This window comes from Tabrizicola sp. (assembly GCF_016793705.1).
GTDB lineage: Bacteria > Pseudomonadota > Alphaproteobacteria > Rhodobacterales > Rhodobacteraceae > Tabrizicola.
The window spans coordinates 1-18,784 of record NZ_JAEULO010000043.1 but is presented as its reverse complement, the minus strand read 5'-3'; the positions used below and the strand labels follow the sequence as shown (position 1 = coordinate 18,784).

At 67.7% G+C, this 18,784-nt stretch carries 19 protein-coding genes and 1 pseudogene; 12 read left to right on the top strand and 8 right to left on the bottom strand.

What is annotated here, in order from left to right; genetic code table 11:
• Positions 1-2: 2 nt before the first annotated feature.
• From JNJ68_RS12315 to JNJ68_RS12295, 5 genes are read left to right on the top strand one after another with little or no spacing between them, the layout of a single operon-like run.
• Positions 3-1,328 (top strand): nitrous oxide reductase family maturation protein NosD, encoded by a 1,326-nt coding sequence (locus tag JNJ68_RS12315; protein WP_294982726.1) that lies wholly within the window; start codon positions 3-5, stop codon positions 1,326-1,328.
• Entirely contained in the window at positions 1,294-2,190 is an 897-nt protein-coding gene (locus tag JNJ68_RS12310; protein ID WP_294982673.1) for an ABC transporter ATP-binding protein, read from the top strand. Before JNJ68_RS12315 ends, JNJ68_RS12310 begins: the two co-directional genes overlap by 35 nt.
• Positions 2,187-3,008 (top strand): ABC transporter permease subunit, encoded by an 822-nt coding sequence (locus JNJ68_RS12305; RefSeq protein WP_294982672.1) that lies wholly within the window; start codon positions 2,187-2,189, stop codon positions 3,006-3,008. The genes JNJ68_RS12310 and JNJ68_RS12305 overlap by 4 nt, the downstream gene beginning before the upstream one ends.
• Entirely contained in the window at positions 3,005-3,556 is a 552-nt protein-coding gene (locus tag JNJ68_RS12300) for a nitrous oxide reductase accessory protein NosL (RefSeq protein ID WP_294982671.1), read from the top strand. The genes JNJ68_RS12305 and JNJ68_RS12300 overlap by 4 nt, the downstream gene beginning before the upstream one ends.
• A 2-nt stretch (positions 3,557-3,558) precedes the next feature.
• Complete coding sequence (locus JNJ68_RS12295) at positions 3,559-4,455, top strand: FAD:protein FMN transferase (RefSeq protein WP_294982670.1); 897 nt, start codon at positions 3,559-3,561, stop codon at positions 4,453-4,455.
• Positions 4,456-4,634: 179 nt separating this feature from the next.
• On the opposite strand, the gene JNJ68_RS12290 is transcribed toward JNJ68_RS12295, so the two are convergent.
• From JNJ68_RS12290 to JNJ68_RS12270, 5 genes are all read right to left on the bottom strand, one after another.
• Positions 4,635-5,726 carry a flagellar basal body P-ring protein FlgI gene (locus JNJ68_RS12290; protein ID WP_294982669.1) on the bottom strand — a complete coding sequence of 364 codons (1,092 nt, stop codon included), beginning with the start codon at positions 5,724-5,726 and terminating at the stop codon, positions 4,635-4,637.
• A complete protein-coding gene (locus JNJ68_RS12285) occupies positions 5,723-6,721 on the bottom strand; it encodes a flagellin (RefSeq protein ID WP_294982668.1) in 999 nt (332 codons plus the stop codon). The genes JNJ68_RS12290 and JNJ68_RS12285 overlap by 4 nt, the downstream gene beginning before the upstream one ends.
• Positions 6,718-8,181: a flagellar hook-associated protein FlgK gene (gene flgK / locus JNJ68_RS12280; protein ID WP_294982667.1), complete on the bottom strand. Its 1,464-nt coding sequence runs from the start codon at positions 8,179-8,181 to the stop codon at positions 6,718-6,720. The genes JNJ68_RS12285 and flgK overlap by 4 nt, the downstream gene beginning before the upstream one ends.
• Positions 8,182-8,187: 6 nt before the next feature.
• The gene (locus JNJ68_RS12275; RefSeq protein ID WP_294982666.1) at positions 8,188-9,495 is read right to left on the bottom strand and encodes a flagellar hook-basal body complex protein; all 1,308 of its coding nucleotides are present in this window, start codon (positions 9,493-9,495) and stop codon (positions 8,188-8,190) included.
• Between the two features lie 90 nt (positions 9,496-9,585).
• Entirely contained in the window at positions 9,586-10,431 is an 846-nt protein-coding gene (locus JNJ68_RS12270) for a flagellar motor protein MotB (protein ID WP_294982665.1), read from the bottom strand.
• Positions 10,432-10,682: 251 nt separating this feature from the next.
• Here JNJ68_RS12270 and JNJ68_RS12265 point away from each other — a divergent pair, with 251 nt between their 5' ends.
• From JNJ68_RS12265 to JNJ68_RS12235, 7 genes are all read left to right on the top strand, one after another.
• Positions 10,683-11,297 (top strand): ribonuclease H-like domain-containing protein, encoded by a 615-nt coding sequence (locus tag JNJ68_RS12265; RefSeq protein WP_294982664.1) that lies wholly within the window; start codon positions 10,683-10,685, stop codon positions 11,295-11,297.
• Positions 11,278-12,240 (top strand): KpsF/GutQ family sugar-phosphate isomerase, encoded by a 963-nt coding sequence (locus JNJ68_RS12260; protein ID WP_294982663.1) that lies wholly within the window; start codon positions 11,278-11,280, stop codon positions 12,238-12,240. The genes JNJ68_RS12265 and JNJ68_RS12260 overlap by 20 nt, the downstream gene beginning before the upstream one ends.
• A gap of 2 nt (positions 12,241-12,242) precedes the next feature.
• On the top strand, positions 12,243-12,845 hold the full coding sequence (lptC, locus tag JNJ68_RS12255) for an LPS export ABC transporter periplasmic protein LptC (protein ID WP_294982725.1): 603 nt from the start codon (positions 12,243-12,245) through the stop codon (positions 12,843-12,845).
• A gap of 22 nt (positions 12,846-12,867) precedes the next feature.
• A complete protein-coding gene (locus tag JNJ68_RS12250) occupies positions 12,868-13,353 on the top strand; it encodes an LptA/OstA family protein (RefSeq protein WP_294982662.1) in 486 nt (161 codons plus the stop codon).
• The gene (gene lptB, locus JNJ68_RS12245; RefSeq protein ID WP_294982661.1) at positions 13,353-14,111 is read left to right on the top strand and encodes an LPS export ABC transporter ATP-binding protein; all 759 of its coding nucleotides are present in this window, start codon (positions 13,353-13,355) and stop codon (positions 14,109-14,111) included. Before JNJ68_RS12250 ends, lptB begins: the two co-directional genes overlap by 1 nt.
• 216 nt (positions 14,112-14,327) lie before the next feature.
• A complete protein-coding gene (gene raiA, locus JNJ68_RS12240; protein ID WP_294982660.1) occupies positions 14,328-14,903 on the top strand; it encodes a ribosome-associated translation inhibitor RaiA in 576 nt (191 codons plus the stop codon).
• A 31-nt stretch (positions 14,904-14,934) separates the two neighbouring features.
• Complete coding sequence (locus JNJ68_RS12235; RefSeq protein ID WP_294982659.1) at positions 14,935-15,399, top strand: PTS sugar transporter subunit IIA; 465 nt, start codon at positions 14,935-14,937, stop codon at positions 15,397-15,399.
• A 159-nt stretch (positions 15,400-15,558) separates the two neighbouring features.
• On the opposite strand, the gene JNJ68_RS12230 is transcribed toward JNJ68_RS12235, so the two are convergent.
• The 3 genes and pseudogenes from JNJ68_RS12230 to JNJ68_RS12220 form a co-directional block, all read right to left on the bottom strand.
• Entirely contained in the window at positions 15,559-16,947 is a 1,389-nt protein-coding gene (locus JNJ68_RS12230) for a nodulation protein NodH (protein WP_294982658.1), read from the bottom strand.
• Positions 16,947-18,617, bottom strand: a complete 1,671-nt coding sequence (locus tag JNJ68_RS12225; protein ID WP_294982724.1) for a beta-1,6-N-acetylglucosaminyltransferase — start codon at positions 18,615-18,617, stop codon at positions 16,947-16,949. The genes JNJ68_RS12230 and JNJ68_RS12225 overlap by 1 nt, the downstream gene beginning before the upstream one ends.
• Positions 18,618-18,646: 29 nt before the next feature.
• A pseudogene (locus JNJ68_RS12220) lies at positions 18,647-18,784 on the bottom strand (glycosyltransferase family 2 protein); the annotation flags it as partial.

The following is an 18,784-nucleotide window of genomic DNA, read 5'->3' as shown; positions in this document are numbered from 1 at the left end:
TGATGCTGCGTGTCCTTGCCCTTCTCATGCTGCTCTCCTCGCCGCTTCTGGCGGCAGAGACGCATGTCATGCCGGGTGAGGGCACGCTGGCCGAAGCCATCGCCGGGGCTGCCCCCGGCGACGTGCTCATTCTCTCTGGCGGGGCCTATCTGGGGCCCATCACCATCGACCGGACCCTGACCCTGCAAGGTGACGGCAGCGCAGTGGTCGACGGGCAGCGCAGGGGAACCGTGATCACCGTGACCGGGGATGGCGTGGTCCTGACCGGGCTGGAAGTCATCGGATCGGGCGACGACAACCAGTCCATCGATTCCGCGATCAAGGTGGTCAAGGGCGCCGACGGCACGCGGATCGAGGGCAACCGGCTGGTCGAGAACATGCATGGCGTCGATGTCCATGGCGGGCTCGACACGCTGGTCCGGAACAACGTGATCCTGGGCCGACAGAACCTGCGCATGAATGAACGCGGCAACGGTGTCTACATCTGGAACAGCCCCGGCACGGTGATCGAGGGCAACGATATCCGCTGGGGCCGTGACGGCATCTTCTCGAACGCCTCGAAGAAGGGCACCTACCGCAACAACCTGTTCCGTGACCTGCGCTTCGCGGTCCACTACATGTATACCCACGACAGCGAGGTGTCGGGCAACATCTCGATCGGCAACCACCTGGGCTTCGCGATCATGTTCAGCGACCGGGTGGTGGTGACGAACAACCTCTCGCTCGGCGACCGCGAGCATGGGGTGATGCTGAACTTCGCCAACAACGCGGATGTGGCGGGCAACCTGGTGCGGGGCGGCACCAGGAAATGCCTCTTCATCTACAACGCCCACAAGAACCTGATCGCGAACAACCGCTTCGAGGGCTGTGGCATCGGCATCCACTTCACCGCGGGGTCCGAGCGCAACATGCTGACCGGCAACGCTTTCGTCGGCAACCAGGAGCAGGTGAAATACGTCGGCACCCGGTTCATGGAGTGGAGCTTCGAGGGCCGCGGCAACTATTGGTCGGACCACCCGGCCTTCGACCTGAACGGCGACGGGATCGCCGACGGGGTCTACCGCCCGAACGACCTGATGGACCATATCCTGTGGTCGCAACCCTCGGCCGCCCTGCTCACCGGCTCTCCCGCCGTGCAGCTGGTGCGCTGGTCGCAGTCCTCGTTCCCGGCGATCCTGCCGGGCGGCGTGACCGACAGCCACCCCTTGATGCAGCCGATCACCATACCCGTCCCCGACGATATCGCCGCCATGGAAGCCGCGGTTGCCGGGCGTTGGAGCAAAGGCACCTACGATGACATCGACACTGACGATCTCGGATCTCACTAAGCGCTTCGGCGAGGTCGCCGCGCTGACCGGGGTCAGCCTGTCCGTGGCCCCGGGCGAGCGCGTCGCGCTTCTCGGCCACAACGGCGCGGGCAAATCGACGCTGATGAAGATCATCCTCGGCCTGATCCCGGCCACCAGCGGCGCGGTCACGATCTGCGATGCCACGCCCGGCTCGGCTGCCGCCCGCCGCGCCGTGGCCTATCTGCCCGAGAACGCCGCCTTCCACCCGGCGCTGACCGGGCTGGAACAGACCCGCCACTATCTCGCCTTGCGCGGGGAAGACCAGTCGCAGGCGATGGCGCTGCTGGAAAAGGTCGGCCTCGCCCAAGCCGCGCGCCGCCGGATCGGCACCTATTCCAAGGGGATGCGCCAGCGCGTCGGCCTGGCGCAGGCGCTGATCGGCCATCCCCGCCTGCTGGTGCTGGACGAGCCGACCTCCGGCCTTGATCCGGTGTCGCGGCGGGAGTTCTACGCACTGCTCGACGATCTGGCGGCGAAGGGGGCGTCGATCCTCCTCTCCTCGCACGCCCTGACCGAGGTCGAGGCGCGGACCGACCGCATCGTGATCCTGTCGAAGGGCCGGATGGTTGCCGAGGGCTCGCTTCCCGACCTCCGTCGCCGGGCCGACCTGCCGGTGGCGCTTCACGTCACCGCCCGCAACGGCTACGCCCCCGACATCGCCCGCGCCCTGCCCGGGGCGATCCTGGTCGACGGGGCGTTGCACCTGACCTGCCCGCAGGCCGAGAAGCTGGAAACGCTGGGCCGCATCGCCGGGCTGGGCGACAAGGTGGCCGACCTCGAAGTCCTGCCCCCCAGCCTGGAAGACCTCTACGCCCATTTCAGCCAGGGGGGCCTGCAATGATCCGCATCCTCTCCACCGCCCGGACCGAATTCCGCATCGCGCTCCGCAACCGCTGGGTCGCCATCGCGCTGGCCCTGATGGCGGTCTTCTCGCTGGTCCTCGCGCTGGCCGGCTCCGCCCCGACCGGCGGGCTGGGCGTCGACCGGCTGTCGGTCACGGTCGCCTCGCTCACCTCGCTCTCGGTCTACCTGATCCCGCTCCTCGCCCTCCTGATGAGCTTCGACGCCATCGCCGGGGAAACCGAACGCGGCACGCTGCCGCTGCTCCTCGCCTATCCCATCGCGCGGTGGGAAATCCTGCTCGGCAAGCTCCTCGCCCATCTCGCCATCCTGACGCTCGCCGTCCTCCTTGGCCACGGCCTCGCCGCCGCCGTGACCCTCTGGTCCGACCCGACCGCAGTGCAGGGCCTGCCCGCGCTCTGGCGGCTCTCCTGGTCCTCAATCCTCCTCGGCGCCACCTTCCTCGGCGTGGGCTATGCGCTGTCGTCACTGTCGCGCCGCCCGTCCGGCGCCGCGGGCCTTGCCGTCGGGCTCTGGCTCGGCCTCGTCGTCCTCTACGACCTTGCCCTGCTGTCGGCCATCGTCGCAGACAACGGCGGCTGGTTCACGACCGATGCTTTCCCCGTCGCCCTTCTCGCCAACCCGGCCGATGCCTTCCGGCTGTTCAACCTCACCGCCTCGGGCGCAACCGCCGCCGCTGCCGGGGTGGGCGGGGCCGCCGATGCCATACCGCTGTGGCAGTCACTCGCCTCGGTCCTGCTCTGGCCCCTGGCCGCGCTGGCCTTGGCCGCCGCTGCCTTCCGAAAGGTCACGCCATGAAACGTGCGCTGTTGTTTGCCCTTGCCCTTGGCGCCTGCAACGAAGAGGTGGCGCAGAACACCGACCCGCTTCCGCTCGCGCCGGAAACCCTGGGCTATTTCTGCCAGATGAACCTCCTGGAGCATGAAGGGCCGAAGGGGCAGGTCCATCTTGAAGGCCTGCCGGGCGCGCCGCTGTTCTTCAGCCAGGTCACCGACCTTGTGACCTACCTGCGCCTGCCCGAGCAGAGCAACAGGGTGCTTGCGATCTATGTCAGCGACATGGGGGCAGAAGGGGCGACCTGGGACCAGCCGGGGGCGACGAACTGGACCGATGCGACGACTGCGACATATGTTGTCGGGGCCGATGTCACCGGTGGCATGGGCGCGCCGGAGCTGGCGCCCTTCGCCGATGCTGACAAGGCCCGTGCCTTCGCCGCTCTGCACGGCGGTTCGGTCATGGCGCTGGCAGCGATCCCCGACAGCGCGCTTGCGCCCCTGACACCCGATCTCACCGGGGGCGACGAGGGCTATTCCGACCGTCTGAAATCCCTGTCCACCGGAGGCTGACCATGCTGACCCGCCGCCGCTTCATCGCCATTTCCGCCGCCCTCGCCCCGTCGATGGCGCTCGCCCAGCGGCCCGACCTGCACGTCGAAACTGGGGTTGCGCTTGGCGCGAAGGTCACGCTGCGGCTCCAGCATCCGCAGGCACCGCAGCTCGCCGCGCTCGCCATGGCCGAAATCCGGCGGCTGGAGCGGGTCTTCTCGCTGTATCTGCCCGACAGCGCCCTGGTCCGGCTGAACCGTGACGGCACATTGCCCGAACCGCCCTTCGAGCTGCTGGAATGCCTCGCCATCGCCGGTTCCGTCCATGCCGCGAGCGAGGGCCGCTTCGACCCGACGGTCCAGCCGCTGTGGCGGGCCGAAGCGGCGGCGCGCGAGGCCGGGACGCCGCCTTCCGATGCCGACCGGGCGCGGGCCGGCGCGCTGATCGGCTGGGCCGCGGTCCGGCTGGAACCCGAGGCGATCGCGCTTCGCCCCGGCATGGGGCTGACGCTGAACGGCATCGCGCAGGGCTACATCGCTGACCGAGTGGCAGCGCTTCTGGCCGGGCATGGCCTGACCCGCGCGCTGATCGACACCGGCGAGATGGTGGCGCTGCCCGAAGGCGACTGGCCGGTTCAGCTGGAGGCCGGGGGCAGCCTTGCCTTGCGCAACCGGGCGCTCGCCACATCGGCGCCCCTCGGGATGACCTTCGGCGGCGACGGCGTGAGCAGCCACATCCTCGACCCCCGCACCGCCCGGCCCGTCCTGTCGCCCTGGCGCTCCGTCTCGGTGTCCGCACCCTCCGCCGCGCTGGCGGACGCCCTGTCGACTGCCGCCTGCCTGAGCGAGAACCGGGAGACGATCACGAAGATCTGCCGCTCCTTCCCCTCGGCGACCCTCGAAAGCGCCGTGCCGGTTTGACCGGCGAGGGCAGGTCGCCCTGCCCAACCCGCACTGTGTGCCCGCACGCCCCACCATCCGCCCTGGAGACATCATTTGCTGCACCCGACGGCAGCGCCATTCCTTGCCAGATCCTTACTGTCCACGCGCAACCCGTTGATTCCAGATGTCTCTAATTTCTGCCACCGTGGACAACCGCGTCAGTTGACCACGAACTCCGCATGCAGGGCCCCCGCCGCGTTGATGCTTTTCAGGATGTCGATCATGTCATGCGGGGCCACCCCCAGCGCGTTCAGCCCGGCCACCACCTCGGCCAGATCTGTCCCCCCCTGCACTTCCGCAAGCCCCGTCCCTTCCTTCCCGATCGAGGCGCTGGTCCGGGGCACCACCACCGTCTCACCCTCGGTGAAGGGGTTGGGCTGGACGACAAGCGGGCTCTCCTCGACCCGCAGCGTCAGGTTCCCCTGCGCCACCGCGACCCGGCTGATCCGCACGTCCGCCCCCATCACGATGGTCCCCGACCGCTGGTCCACCACCACCCGCGCCCGGGTCTCGGGCTCGACCAGGATGCCCTCGATCCGGGCCAGCACATGCGCGGGCGAGAGCATCCCCGTCGCGCCGATGTCCACTGCCACCGTCCCCGCATCCTGCATCTCGGCCACCCGCGCGCCGAATTCGGCGTTCACCGCCTGCTCGATCCGTGCGGCGGTGGTGAAGTCCGCCGCCTTCAGCGCCAGCCGCAGCACCGGCAGGCCCGCGAAGTCGAACTCCACCTCCCGCTCCACCCGCGCACCGGAGGGGATGACCCCCGCCGTGGGCACGCCCTGCGTGACCCGCGCCGCATCGCCTTCGGCCGACACGCCGCCCGCGATGATCGTCCCCTGCGCCACCGCATAGATCTGCCCGTCCGCGCCATTGAGCGGCGTCATCACCAGCGTCCCGCCGAGAAGGCTCTTCGCGTCCCCGATGGCCGAGACCGTCACGTCGATCCGCCCCCCGGCGCGGGCGAAGGGTGGCAGCTGCGCAGTCACGAAGACGGCGGCCACGTTCTTCGGCCGGAATTCCTCGCCCGTCACGTTGGCCCCCAGCCGCTCCAGCAGGTTGGCCATGATCTCCTCGGTGAAGGGTGCGTTCCGCAGCCCGTCGCCGGTGCCGTTCAGGCCCACCACCAGCCCGTAGCCGACCAGGTCGTTGCCGCGCACCCCATCGAACTCCACCAGGTCCTTGATCCGGATCGGCTCGGCCAGCGCTGCGCTGGCGAAAAGGCACAGGGCCAGCAGGAAACGGATCATCTCACATACTCCGCAAGGCTCAGCCGCGAGACGCGGGCGGTGACGAGGTAGAGCGATTCCAGTTGCGACTGGATCGCCTCCAGCCGGGTGCCGGCCTCGTAGGGATCGACCGAGCCAATGTCCGATCGCAGGATGCCCAGCGAGGTTTCCTCCGCCGAATTCCGGGTCCGCGCGGCTTCGATCCGCGCCTCGACCGTGCCGATCCGCGCCTGTAAGCTGGTCCGCGCATCCTCGGTCGAGACCAGTTGCTGACCGGCCGCTTGAGCGAGTCGCCCGCGTTCGGTCGCATCACCGGCAAGGATACCCCGGTCGATCAGCGCCGCCATCGCAAAGCCTGCAAGCGAATCGCGCAGGGCCGGGTCCATCGCTGTGGTCGAGACCTCCGCCGCCTCGCCCTGCGCGATGGGGGTAGGGGAGAGCGGGCTGCCGCCCTGGTAGAAGGCACCGAAGCCCAGCGGGTCGGAGAACCAGCCGGTCACGGCCGCCGTCACCTGCCCCGCGGTGGCGGCCCCCGCAGCGGCGGTTTGCAGGGCGGTGAGCATGTCCTCGACCGGGCCGAGCGGGACCGTATCCGTCGCCACCCCGGAAAACATCGCGCGACCGGAGGCCTGTGTGTTCAGCAGCCCGATGGCCGAGGCGAGACGCCCCTTGGCGTCAGCCGCCAGCGTGTCGATCTGCGCGGGCGTGGCGTTCTTTGCGCCCAGCAGGGTGGTCGAAATGCCCGAGGCCAGGTCCGACAGCCCGCTGATCGCGCTTTGCTGGGCCGCTGTCTGGAAGGCCGCATCGGCGGTGTTCGACTTGTAGGCCGACAGCCCTGCGAGGCTCGCGTCGATGGCGAGGAGCGGCGAGAAGTCCCCGCGCAGGGCGGCGCCGAGGTCGGAATGCCTGCCGGTCGCTACCTCTTGCGAGGCGCGCTGCACCTGACCGCGCAGATCGGCGCTCTGCCGCGCCAGGATGTTCGTGAGGCTCGCGTCGCCAACCGAGATCCGGGTCATCCGTCCAGCCTTATCAACGTGTCGATCATGTCGGCCACCGCCTGGATCACCTTTGCGTTGGCGGCGTAGTTCTTCTCGATCACCAGCAGATCCTGCATCTCCTGGTCGGTATCAATGCCGTTCTGCGCTTCGAGGTCGGTCAGTGCGATCAGCTTTGCCGAGGCGAAGCTCTGCTCGGACTGCGCCGAGAGCCGCAGTGCCGAAGTATCGCTCATCAGGTCGCCGGTCAGGGTGGCGAAGCTGCGGTTCCCAGTGGCGAAGCCGGTCGAGGACAGGGGCCGGGCCTCGGTCAGCGCGGCGTGGAGAGCGGTGATCAGCGTGCCATTGCCCGGCGGGCCTTCGGTTGCGGCCCCCAGCCCATCGCGCAGGCGGAAAAGCGCGCCGCCCCGGTCGGGGTCGGCGGCGGCATTGAGGGAGAGGCGTCTCGCAAGGCCCGCCTCGTTCAGCGGGTCGAAGGTGGCGCCCGCATCGGTGAAGAGGCCCGCCGCGCCCGGAGCAAGCGTGGGGTCGACGGAGGGCGAGGCGAAACGTTCGACCAGATCGCGCGCGACCGCGTCCAGCTTGCCCTGGGCACTGACCGCAAGCTCGTCGCGCACCGCGAAGAGCGCGCCCAGGCTGCCCCCCAGGATCGGGCTGGCCGAGCCTGCGGTATCATAGGGCCTTCCGTTGATGGTGATGCCCGAGAGCCCGCCCGAGGCCTGCGTCATCTCGGCTGTGATGGTATGGGTGGTCGAAAAGCCGATGACGGCAGCCGAGCCTTCCAGGAGCGGCGCGCCGCCGGTAGTGAACAGCGCGATCTGGTTGAGATCGCGGGGAATCTCGCGGACGGGTACGATGGCAGAGATCTGGTCGACCAGCTGCTGCCGCTTGTCCAGGAGCGCCGAGATGTCGCGCCCTGCCCCGGTGAAGGACCGCAACTCGACGTTCAGCTCCTGCAACTGGGCGAGGGTGGCGTTCAGCTTGCCGACTTCTTCGCCGATCTGGCGGTCGGCGGTGGTGCGGGCGGTCTGGATGTCATCGCTGGCCGCAGCCAACCCGTCGATCAGCGACTTCGCGGCGGTGGCAATGCCGGTCAGCCGCGCCTGCGACTCCGGGCGGCCCGCCGCTTCCACCAGCGCCTGATCGAAAGCTGCAAGCCGTGCGGCGAGCGAGCCCTGGCTGTCTGGCGTGCCGAGCGCCTGTTCCACCCGGGCCAGAAACGCGGCCCGCACGTCGCGGTCGGCACCCCCGGCCTGAGCGATCCGCCGCTCGCCCAGAAGCTGCCGGTCGACATCGCGCGTGATGCCCAGGACCTGCACTCCCTGGCCATGGCCCGCGAGCACTGCCGAGCCGAGGCTGACCTGGCGGCGGGCATAGCCGGGCGTGGTGGCATTGGCCACGTTCGACGACAGGATCTCGGCCTGGCGCGAGGTGGCCGACAGGCCCGACAGGGCTCCGGCAAGGGCGGAGGTGACGCTCATCGCCTGTTACCGCTTGATGTTGGTGGTTTCCTGCAGCATCTCGTCCACCGTCTGGATCACCTTGGCGTTCGAGGAATAGGCGCGCTGGGTCTGGATCAGGCTGGTCAGTTCCGCCGCGACATCGGTCTTCGACCCCTCGCGCGAATAACCCTGGATCGAGCCGGTCGGGCCGGAGCCTGCGTCCCACAGGAAGAACGAGCCGGAATCGGGCGAGACCTGGTAGGTCTGGTTCGACAAGGACAGAAGGCCGTTCGGGTTGGGCACGTCGACCAGCGGAATCTGGTACAGCCGCCGGGTGAAGCCGGTGTCGTAGGTGGCGTTGACATAGCCCTTCTCGTCGACCTCGATGGTGGTCAGGTTGCCGACGGGCGAGCCGTTCTTGGTGATCGAGACCGGGGCAAAGTTGTCGGACAGCTGGGTCAGGCCATTCGGGTCGCCCAACCGGCCGATCCCGACGGTCATCGGACCACCGGCGACGTTCAGCGCCAAGGTGCCGTCCGCCGGGTTGTAGGCCCCGCCGGAAACCACTGTCACCGAGGCGAGCGTGCCGCCTGCGCCCCGTGAATCATCGAAGGTGAGATTGTATTCGCCGATCAGCGCGCCCCCGCCCGCGCTGTCGCGGATCTGCATCGTCCACTGGTTCGACGATCCGGTGGCCGGAACGACGGGAACGAAGGTGACCTCCAGCGCTTCCGAGGTGCCGAGGTTGCCGAAGTACTCGACCGACAGCGGCGGCGGCGTAGCGGTAGACCCGGCGACAGTATAGGTCGCGGGCAGGTTCACGCCGAGGTTCATCGTCGTGGTCGGATCGCCCGCCGTCTGGTTCGTGTTGATCACGATCGGCACCAGTCCCGAGATCGTGTCGCGCGGGTTCGAGGGGATGGTGCCGTCGGCATTGGCGGGCCAACCCAGCAGCACGAGGCCAGAATCGGTCTTCAGCACGCCGTCGGCATCGGTGCGGAAGCTGCCGGTCCGGGTCATGAGCAAGGGCGTGTCCGACAGGGCATTGCCCAGCGACACCTCGTTGATCACCGGCAACATGCCGCGCCCGGCGATCGCCAGGTCCAGCGGGTTGCCGGTGCCGACGAGGTCGCCGCGTTCGTCGATCAACCGCACGGTGGAAGCCCGCACACCCCCCGCGGAATAGGTGCCCGACCCGCGCGAGGAGGTGATCACCATGCTGGTGAAATCCGTCGACGCGCGCTTGTAGCCATAGGTGCCCGAGTTCGCGATGTTGTCGGAGATCGAGGCCAGCCGGGTGGCATTCGCGTTCAAACCGGCCACGCCTGCGGAAAGCGAGGAGGAAATCGTCATGGTAAGCGCCTTTCTGCAGCTTCGACTCCTGTAGCGCCGACCCTGCATCCGCGTCGCTTAACACCGGCCTAACGGGTAAAATTCGACCCATTATCGGTTCCGGCGCAGAAGGATCACCTCGATCCGGTTGTTGCGCTCGGCCGCCGGGTCCGAGACCGCCGGTTTCCGGTCGGCATAGCCCGAGATCCGCTGCATCCGCGCGGGGTCGAGCCCGGCCTCTTCCAACTGCTCGCGCGCCGTCTGCGCCCTGAGCGCCGACAGGTCCCAGACCGGGTTGTCGATCAGCGTCACCGGAAGCGCCCGCAGATGGCCCGCGACCGCAATCTCGTTCGTGGTGAGGTTCAGCACCTCGGACAGCAGGCCGGACAGCGCCAGAAGCACCGGCGAGGGTTCGGCCGTTTCCCCCACGAAAAGGGGCGCATCGGGAAGATCGAACAGCTCGATCACCAGGCCTTCGTCGGTCACCCGCGTCACGACATGGCGCAGAAGCCGCTCCATCGTGTTGCTTTCGCCGCCCCGCGCCATCAGGGCCTTTTCGACATCTTCCAGCTCGGACATGGCCTTGCCCTCGCCCGCCGCCCCCTTGCCGGCACCGTCCCCACTGGCGGCGGTCGCGCTGGCGGCGGTCTTGCGGTCGACCGCTCCGGTACCGTCATGCGCCATCGTCTCTTCGGCGAAGACGCTGTCGCCCCCGAAGGCGCCGTCGCCGCCGCCCGAGATCCGGTTCACCGGGATCGTCGGATTGAAATAGTCCGATATTCCCTTGCGTTGCTTTTCCGTCGTCGCGTTCAACAGCCACATCAACAGGAAGAACGCCATCATGGCGGTCACGAAGTCGGCGTAGGCCACTTTCCAGGCCCCGCCATGGTGGCCCCCGCCACCGACAACCTTCTTCCGTTTGATGATGACCGGCGCCGCATTGCCTTGCGCAGCCATCCACATCACCCAAGTCTTCTACCCGGAACAAGTGATAGCAGACGCAGGCTTTACGGCGCCTTAACCTGTCGGATTTTAGCGAGTTTCCGGGCATGAACCGGGCGGTCGATCTGCGGTGGCCCCGGAAAGAATCGTCAGCGCCGCGAAGCATTGCAAGCGGTGCAAAGTCCCCATGTTCCAACCCGCCGCTGCGGTTGACCCTTCAGGGCCACGGGCGTAATCCGGGGGCTGATCCAGCAAAGAGCATTCCCTTGGCCATCCACCTGCACCAATCCGACCTTCCCGACCGCCTGACCCTTGGCCCCGTCGTCGCCATCGACACCGAGACCATGGGTCTTGACCCCCGGCGCGACCGACTTTGCGTGGTGCAGCTGTCGGACGGCGCGGGCGACGCGCATCTGGTGCAGATCGCCAAGGGCCAGACCCGGGCGCCGAACCTGGAACGGCTGCTGGCCGACCCCGCCACGCTGAAGCTTTTTCACTATGGCCGCTTCGACATCGCGGTAATGAAGAAGGCCTTCGGCGTCACCACCGCCCCGGTCTGGTGCACCAAGATCGCCTCAAAGCTGATCCGCACCTTCACCGACCGGCACGGGCTGAAATATCTGCTGGCCGATCTGGTCGGCGTCGATGTCTCGAAACAGCAGCAGACAAGCGACTGGGGTGCCGAAACCCTGACCGAGGCGCAGAGGGACTATGCCGCGTCAGATGTGCTTTACCTGCACGCGCTCAAGGCCGAACTGGAGGCACGGCTGATCCGCGAGGACCGGATGGAGCTGGCCGAGCGCCTGTTCGCCTTCCTGCCGACCCGGGCCGAGCTGGACCTTCTGGGCTGGGAAGACGCCAATGACATCTTCCTCCACTGACCTCCTCGCCACCGGGCAAAGGGTGATCCGCCGCGAGGCGGGGGCGCTTGCCACGCTGGCCGAGGGGCTGGACGACAGCTTCGCCAAGGCCGTCACCCTGCTGATGGCGGCGAAGGGGCGGGTCATCGTCTCGGGCATGGGAAAGTCTGGCCATATCGCCCGCAAGATCGCCGCCACCTTCGCCAGCACGGGAACGCCCGCGCATTTCGTCCACCCGGCGGAGGCGAGCCACGGCGACCTTGGCATGGTGGCCGAAGGCGACGTGCTGATCGTGCTGTCGAACTCGGGCGAGACGCCCGAACTGGCCGATATCCTTGCCCATGCCAAGCGCTTCGGCATTCCACTGATCGGGGTGGCCAGTCGCGAGGGCTCCACCCTGATGCGGCAGGCGACGGTGGGTATCCTGCTGCCGCAGGTGCCGGAGGCCTGCGAAACCGGGATCGTGCCCACCACCTCCACCACGATGACGCTGGCCTTGGGCGATGCGCTGGCCATCGCTCTGATGGAACATCGCGCCTTCACGCCGGAACATTTCCGCATGTTCCACCCCGGCGGCAAGCTAGGGGCGCGGCTTCTGAAGGTGGCCGATCTGATGCATGACGACCCGCCGCTGGTGGCCGACACGCTGCCGATGGGCGAGACCCTGCTGGAGATCACCCGGCGCGGTTTCGGCGTCGTGGGGGTGACGGATGCCAAGGGCGACCTGGCCGGGATCATCACCGACGGCGACCTGCGGCGGCATCTGGAGGGCCTGATGCTGCACCGGGCGGGCGAGGTGATGACTCCCAACCCGCGCACCATCGGCCCCGAGGCGCTGGCGGGCGAGGCGCTGGCCCTGATGAACGACCGCAAGATCACCTGCCTCCTGGTCACCGCGCCGGACAGCCGCAGGGCCATCGGCATCCTGCATGTGCATGACTGCCTGCGCGCGGGCGTGGTGTGACCATGGCACGGGTCGACCGGCATACGCGGCTGGTGGGCTGGCTGAAGGTGGCACTGCCGCTGACCGCGCTGGCGATCCTGTCGACGTTGTTCCTGGTCGCGCGCCGGATCGACCCCGAGGCCGCGCTGCCCTATGCCGAGGTCGATGTCGAGGATCTGGCGCGCGAACCCCGGATGACCGCACCCAACTATGCCGGGACGACCGAGGACGGCGCCGCGCTGACGCTTTCGGCGGCCGAGGCGCGGCCCGAGGCGGAGGGCAGCCCAGCCACGGCTGAGGGGCTTCGGCTGGAGCTTGCCACCCCGGACGGCGGTCGCACGGAACTTCTTGCGGCGACCGCGACGATGGACGATGCCGCGCGGCAGGTGATCCTGTCCGGCGGCGTGATGCTGAGCACGGCCACCGGCTATCGGCTGGAGACGGCGGAAGTGGCGGCGAAGCTGGACCGGACGGGGCTGGAAAGCCGTGCTCCGGTGGTGGCGACGGGCCCGGCGGGGGAGATCCGCGCCGATGGCATGGTGCTAAGTCAGGACAACCGGACCCCCGGCGCCTATGTTCTGGTTTTCAAGGGCGGCGTCCGGCTGGTATACCAGCCCGGCGGCTGAGACGACGGCAGAGGTTCGAGGCATGGCATTTCGGCTTGGTTTTCTGGTCCTGACCCTGGCGCTGGCGGCGGCGAGCGCCGAGGCGCAGCAGAAGATCGCCTTTGGAGACCTGAACCAGGACACCTCGCTTCCGGTGCAGGTGCAGGCCGACCAGCTGGCGGTGAACAACGCCGATGGCTCGGCGGTGTTCAGCGGCAATGTGGTGGTGACGCAGGGCGAAATGAAGCTGGCGGCGGGCGAGGTGAAGGTCAGCTACGGCCCGGACCAGAAGAACATTCAGGAGCTGGTGGCCTCGGGCGGGGTGGTGGTCACGAACCTGGGCGATGCCGCCGAGGCGCGGGAAGCGCTCTACACCATCGACTCCGGCGTGATCGTGCTGTCGGGCGATGTGCTACTGACGCAGGGGCCCTCGGCGATGGCCGGGCAGAAGCTGACCATCAACCTCAAGGACGGGACTGGCGTGATGGAAGGCCGGGTGACGACGACCTTCGTGCCGGGGGGCAACTGATGGCCCCGCCAGAACTGAAGGTGACGGCGGGCGAGGCCGGGCTGCAGATCCGCAGCTTGCGGAAAAGCTACAACAAGCGCCCGGTGATCCGCGATGTCAGCATGGACCTGCGCCGGGGCGAGGTGGTGGCGCTTCTGGGACCGAACGGGTCGGGCAAGACGACCTGCTTCTACTCCATCGCCGGGCTGGTGATGCCGGAAGGCGGGCAGGTGCTGATCGACGGCAAGGACGTGACCGCCCTGCCGATGTATCGCCGGGCCCGTCTGGGGATCGGCTACCTGCCGCAGGAAGTGTCGATCTTCCGGGGCCTGTCGGCCGAGGACAACATCCTCGCGGTGCTGGAGATCGTGCAGCCCGACCGGCACAAGCGGCGCGAGCGGCTGGAGGAGCTGCTGTCCGAGTTCTCGATCACCCATCTGCGGCACACCCCCGCGCTGGCCCTGTCGGGGGGCGAACGGCGGCGGGTGGAGATCGCGCGCTGCCTGGCGGCGGACCCGAAATACCTGCTGCTAGACGAGCCCTTCGCGGGGGTCGACCCGATCGCGGTGGGGGAAATCCGCCATCTGGTCCATGATCTGAAGGTTCGCGGAATCGGGGTGCTGATCACCGACCACAACGTCCGCGAGACGCTGGAGATCGTCGACCGCGCCTATATCCTGCACGACGGCAAGGTGCTGATGTCGGGCACCACGGAAGAGGTCGTCCGCGACGAGAACGTGCGCCGGGTCTATCTCGGCGAGAACTTCCGCATCGTCTGAACCGGGGCCATCGATTCGGTTGACAAGCGGGGGGGCTTCGTCGCCAAATACCCTCAATGAGTGCGTTTGATGCCCATGTCCCGACCCCGATTTTCGCGGTGACTCCAACCGGCAGGTGCGGCGTGACGCAACGTTCTTTCCGCCTCTACCCAGAAGAACCGGACCGCACGGGCCGAGCGCCGTGGCCCAACCGGAAGCATGCGAAAAGGAGAGATCATGCGCTACCAGATCAGTGGAAAACAGATCGACGTTGGTGAGGCTCTTCAGACCCATGTGAAGGCGGAACTGGGCGAGGTGGTGGAGAAATACGCCCAGCGCCCGACCGAATGTGTCGTGGTTTTCTCGCGGTCCGCGCATGAGTTCGTCTGCGAGACGGTGATCCACCTGTCCACCGGGTTGACCGCGCAGGCCAAGGGGCACGCGGCGGAAATCTATGCGGCCTTCGAATCCTGCCGCGAGAAGATGGACAAGCAGCTGCGCCGTTACAAGCGGCGGATCCGCAACCACCACTCGAACCGCTCGGGCCCTGTTGAATTCGGCGGGGCGTCCTCGTATATCCTCGCCGCAACCGAGGATGCCGACGAAGCTGAGCCCGACAGCCTGCAGCCCGTGGTCATCGCCGAGATGGAGACGAAGATTCCTTCGATCACCGTCGGCGAGGCCGTGATGCAGATGGAATTGGCAGGGCAGAAGATGCTGGTGTTCCGGAACGAAGGACATGGGGGCGTGAACGTCGTGTATCGTCGGGAAGACGGGAACATCGGCTGGATCGACCCTCGCAACAGCAAGTAGAGCGTCCCCGACGCAGGATCATCGCCGACCCATGGAACTATCGAAGCTACTTACCCCGGGGGCCGTTCGGGTTGTCGGGCAATTCACCTCGAAGAAGCGGCTGTTCCAGGAGCTGGGCGAGATCGCGGCGCAGGCCTATGGCCTGAGCGGAGCGGCGGCGATCGACGGGCTGCAGGAGCGCGAGTCGCTGGGGCCGACCGGCGTGGGGCATGGCATCGCTTTGCCCCATGCCCGGCTGGAGGACCTGAAGGGGATCATCGGGGTCTTCCTGCGGCTGGAGAAACCCCTGGACTATGACAGCGTCGACCGGCAGCCGGTGGATCTGGTCTTCGGGCTGTTCGCGCCGAAGGATTCCGGGGTGGATCACCTGAAGGCGCTGGCGCTGGTCAGCCGGACGATGCGGGACGCGGCGGTGGTCGCCAAGCTGCGGGCGAATTCGGACCCGGCGAAGCTGTATGCGATCCTGACCGAGGCAAGGGCGCCGCAGGCGGCGTGATCCTGTCCACGGTGGACAATCTCTGATCCTTCAACTGAATCAATGCGTTGGTCGCGGGCGTTAGGGATTTCTTAACCCACTCCCGACGACCGCTCGTCGTCGACTTCGTCGCGCCTCGCTGCGCTGCGACGAGAAGCCGAAGGCGCGGCGCAGGAGCGGTTACTTGCGCCAGCGGGTGAAGCCAAAGCCCATGTAGTCGCGCTGGTAGGCCTCGGAGGCGGCGGCTTCCAGGGTTTCGTCCCAGATCGACAGGAGCGCGGCTTCGGCGGGGTCGGGCGTGATCGCGGCGGGTGGGGCGCCCACCTCGGCGGCGAGGGCGGCGAGGCCTTCGGCAAGGCGATCTTCCCGCAACAGGTGGTCGAGCGGCTGGAAGCTGGCGAAGCCCTGCACCAGGGCGGTCTGGCTGGCGAGGCCGGGATCGACGCGCGCGCCGGTCTGCCCGCCGGTTGCAAGGCGACAATAGTTCAGGAAGATCAGGAAGGCAGCGCGTTCGGCCTCGACGCTGGCGAAGGGCTCGCCGGGGGGCTGCAGTTCGGCGAGGAAGCCGTTGATCAGGATGCGCCGCAAATCCTGCGCTTCGCCCTGAACGATCTTTTGCCGGAAGGCGGCATGGGCGCGCAGGAGCGGGTGGCGCAGCACGGTGAAGCTGCGGTGGCCGGGATGCTTGCGCTTCCACTGGCGGAGCGACTTCTGCTCGAAGCCGTCGGTCACGGGGCCCAGAGACGCGAACCATTCGCGGATCGTGGCTTCGGGGCCGGAGCGGATGGGGAAGAAGAGAAGGCCCGCGTCGGAGGCGAGAGCGGTCGGCACCCCGGCAGCGCGGCGGGGCTCGAAGCTGGGGGTGCGGCCGAGGTTGAACACGTCCACCGCAGCGAGGGCTTCCGCCAAAGCCTCGGGGTTTTCCAGCTTGTCCTCCAGCGGGCCGGGGTTCTGCTTCTTCAGAGTATCGTCCAGCGCCCTCAGCCGACCCTCCACCCCCAGGAAGGCGGCGAGGCCGTTCAGCACCTCGACCGAGCCCAAGTCTTCGTAGTCGAGATAGAAAGCGGTCTGTCCGGTGGTCTGCAAGCTGTGCAGCAGGAGAAGCTGGAAGGCCTGGATGTCTTGCAGATGTTGCAGGAATTCCGCCACGTCGAAGCGGACCTTCGCGGTTTTCAGCCGCCGGGCATTGGTCAGTTTCCACTGGTCGGTCGCCTGGGCGATCTTCCAGCTGACGTAGCTTTCCAAGGGGTTGCGGGTCAGGATGATCTTGGCGCAACCCGGATCGGGCAGCACATCATCGAGGATGCGCAGATCGTGGTCGTGGAAGAAGCGGAAACCGGGCAGTCCCTCGGTCTCCTCGCGCAACTTGCGCAGCAGCGGGCGCGGGTCGCGGTCGCGATCCTCGATCGTGATGCCGAAAAGCTCGGTCCGGTCTTTCTTGCCGAGGATGTAGCGGTTGAAGACCTCGCCGTGGCTGGTGACGCCGGGCAGGGCGTTGAGGTTCGCCTCCAGGAGGTTCGACCCGGTGCGCATCTCGGCGAAGACGACGAAGGAGTGGAAGCGCGGCATTACCGGACGATCCGGGGGCGGAAGGGCTGGTCGGGCCGGGCAAGCTCGGCGTCCGAAGGGAAATCGCCCATCAGGACCGGGGCCATCCCCTGATTGCGCAGGTCTTGCAGGAAGCTGCCGAAGCCGGTGAGCGGGATCAGCTGCGGCAGGTCGGTCACGCGATGCGCGGCGCGGGGGTTCAGAAGGTCGACCAGTTGCTCCAGCGGCTCGGCGGGGTTCTCGATGAAATCGGCCAGCGACCAGATGCGGACATTGGCTTTGGTTTCCGGCCCGTTCAATTCGTGCAGGAAGTCGGATTCCACCTTCTGCAAGCGCGCGGCTTCCGGGCGGACCTCGGCGGCGCTGCGCCCCGATAGCCAGAGCGGTACGGCGAAGGCTCCGGTGACGGCGAAGATCGTGGCGTTGGGGTCGGAGGCGAGGAAGGGGGCGATGGCCTGTTCGTCGGCGGGGCCGAACTGGAAGCACTGGGTCTCGCCCCTTGTGTTCCAGATCAGGTTGGTCAGGAAGCTTTTCGGGTTGTAGTCGCGCAAGGTGGGGCTGTCAGAGAGGCCACCCTTGAAGACGCTTTCGCCACCGGCGAATTCGGCGCGGTCGAAGGCGAAGAGATGGCCGTGGACCCGGGCGTCCAGCGCGCGTTGAAGCCAGGGCTGGAAGTCGTGGAACAGCTCGGCGAAGCCGGAGAACACGCCGTAGGGCGCGGCGGAAAGGGTGCCGCCGCGGGCGCGGATCGGGAAACGGCTTTGCATGTAAAGGCCGGGGCGGCCCTTGACGCGGCGCTCGACCGCCTTGGCGAAGAGGCGGTTGATCTTGCCGGGGTTGGGCTCCAGCGTCCGGTCGCCGTCGGGCGTCAGGAAGGTGCGGTAGAGGAGGTCGGCCTGGGGCCAGATCTTGCGGGCGAGGAAGGCGTCGGTCTGGCGCAGAAGGTGCAGGTGGTCGTCGTAGAAGGTGTAGGGGCGGCCCTGGTAGTCGAATTTGGAGAGCGTGAGCGAGCGGCTTTCGATCCGGGTGGAAACCTGGCGGACGAGGCTTTGGAAGTAGCTTTCGTCGGGAATCCAGACACGGCGGAAGTAGCGGTCCAGCGCGGGGCGGTCAGGGTGGTTCAGGATGGCTTGCAGGGTGGGGCGGGTCAGGCACCACCATTGGCTGCCGAGATGCGGGACGAGGCCCTGCGGGATACGGCGGCGGAAGCGCAGCGTGCGTTGCAGGGTGACGTAGCCGTCGAAGAGCCTGCGCTGGCGTTTCCAGGAGAAGGGGAAGCGGAGGGTAAAGCGCTCTTCGTTGAGGCCGCCGACGGTCCAGCCGACGTCCGCCGTGGTAACGCTTTCGATGAAGTCGGTGTCGGGGTGCTGGGCGAGGTGGGCCTGTAGCGCGCGGACGGGCCGGATCGGCAGGCAGGAGCCGGAGGCAAGGAGGATGTGGGAAGTTTGCGGGAAGTCGGCCAGCATCTGTGCGCTGGCGTCGAGGGTGGCCTGGACGATGCCGAAGCTGCCCCATTCGCAGGGGGAGCGGGGGGAGAAGCGGATGTCGGGGAGGTCTTGCAGGGCGGTCTTCAGGCCGTCGAATTGCGCTTGCGGGGTGCGGCCGTCGACGTGGATCACCACCGGGCAGCCGTGCGAGGCCCAGTGCCGGGCCAGCTGCGCGGCGCGGTCAAGGGCGGCGTGGCACAGCATCACCACACCCATGGTGGCGTTTGGGGGCGTCACGCCCAGTTTCCTTTCGACATCAGGCCCAGCACCTCCAGCTGGCGCCAGTTGACATATTTCTCGCTCCAATTGCACCAGAGATCGCGCTCGCGGGCGATGCCTTCGCGGTAGGCGCGGTATTCGTGGCTTTCGGC

Coding starts and splice junctions, on each gene's coding strand:
- JNJ68_RS12315 (WP_294982726.1), top strand. CDS start 3: ATGCTGCGTGTCCTTGCCCTTCTCATGCTGCTCTCCTCGCCGCTTCTG.
- JNJ68_RS12310 (WP_294982673.1), top strand. CDS start 1,294: ATGACATCGACACTGACGATCTCGGATCTCACTAAGCGCTTCGGCGAG.
- JNJ68_RS12305 (WP_294982672.1), top strand. CDS start 2,187: ATGATCCGCATCCTCTCCACCGCCCGGACCGAATTCCGCATCGCGCTC.
- JNJ68_RS12300 (WP_294982671.1), top strand. CDS start 3,005: ATGAAACGTGCGCTGTTGTTTGCCCTTGCCCTTGGCGCCTGCAACGAA.
- JNJ68_RS12295 (WP_294982670.1), top strand. CDS start 3,559: ATGCTGACCCGCCGCCGCTTCATCGCCATTTCCGCCGCCCTCGCCCCG.
- JNJ68_RS12290 (WP_294982669.1), bottom strand. CDS start 5,726: ATGATCCGTTTCCTGCTGGCCCTGTGCCTTTTCGCCAGCGCAGCGCTG.
- JNJ68_RS12285 (WP_294982668.1), bottom strand. CDS start 6,721: ATGACCCGGATCTCGGTTGGCGACGCGAGCCTCACGAACATCCTGGCG.
- flgK (WP_294982667.1), bottom strand. CDS start 8,181: ATGAGCGTCACCTCCGCCCTTGCCGGAGCCCTGTCGGGCCTGTCGGCC.
- JNJ68_RS12275 (WP_294982666.1), bottom strand. CDS start 9,495: ATGACGATTTCCTCCTCGCTTTCCGCAGGCGTGGCCGGTTTGAACGCG.
- JNJ68_RS12270 (WP_294982665.1), bottom strand. CDS start 10,431: ATGGCTGCGCAAGGCAATGCGGCGCCGGTCATCATCAAACGGAAGAAG.
- JNJ68_RS12260 (WP_294982663.1), top strand. CDS start 11,278: ATGACATCTTCCTCCACTGACCTCCTCGCCACCGGGCAAAGGGTGATC.
- lptC (WP_294982725.1), top strand. CDS start 12,243: ATGGCACGGGTCGACCGGCATACGCGGCTGGTGGGCTGGCTGAAGGTG.
- JNJ68_RS12250 (WP_294982662.1), top strand. CDS start 12,868: ATGGCATTTCGGCTTGGTTTTCTGGTCCTGACCCTGGCGCTGGCGGCG.
- lptB (WP_294982661.1), top strand. CDS start 13,353: ATGGCCCCGCCAGAACTGAAGGTGACGGCGGGCGAGGCCGGGCTGCAG.
- raiA (WP_294982660.1), top strand. CDS start 14,328: ATGCGCTACCAGATCAGTGGAAAACAGATCGACGTTGGTGAGGCTCTT.
- JNJ68_RS12235 (WP_294982659.1), top strand. CDS start 14,935: ATGGAACTATCGAAGCTACTTACCCCGGGGGCCGTTCGGGTTGTCGGG.
- JNJ68_RS12230 (WP_294982658.1), bottom strand. CDS start 16,947: ATGCCGCGCTTCCACTCCTTCGTCGTCTTCGCCGAGATGCGCACCGGG.
- JNJ68_RS12225 (WP_294982724.1), bottom strand. CDS start 18,617: ATGCTGTGCCACGCCGCCCTTGACCGCGCCGCGCAGCTGGCCCGGCAC.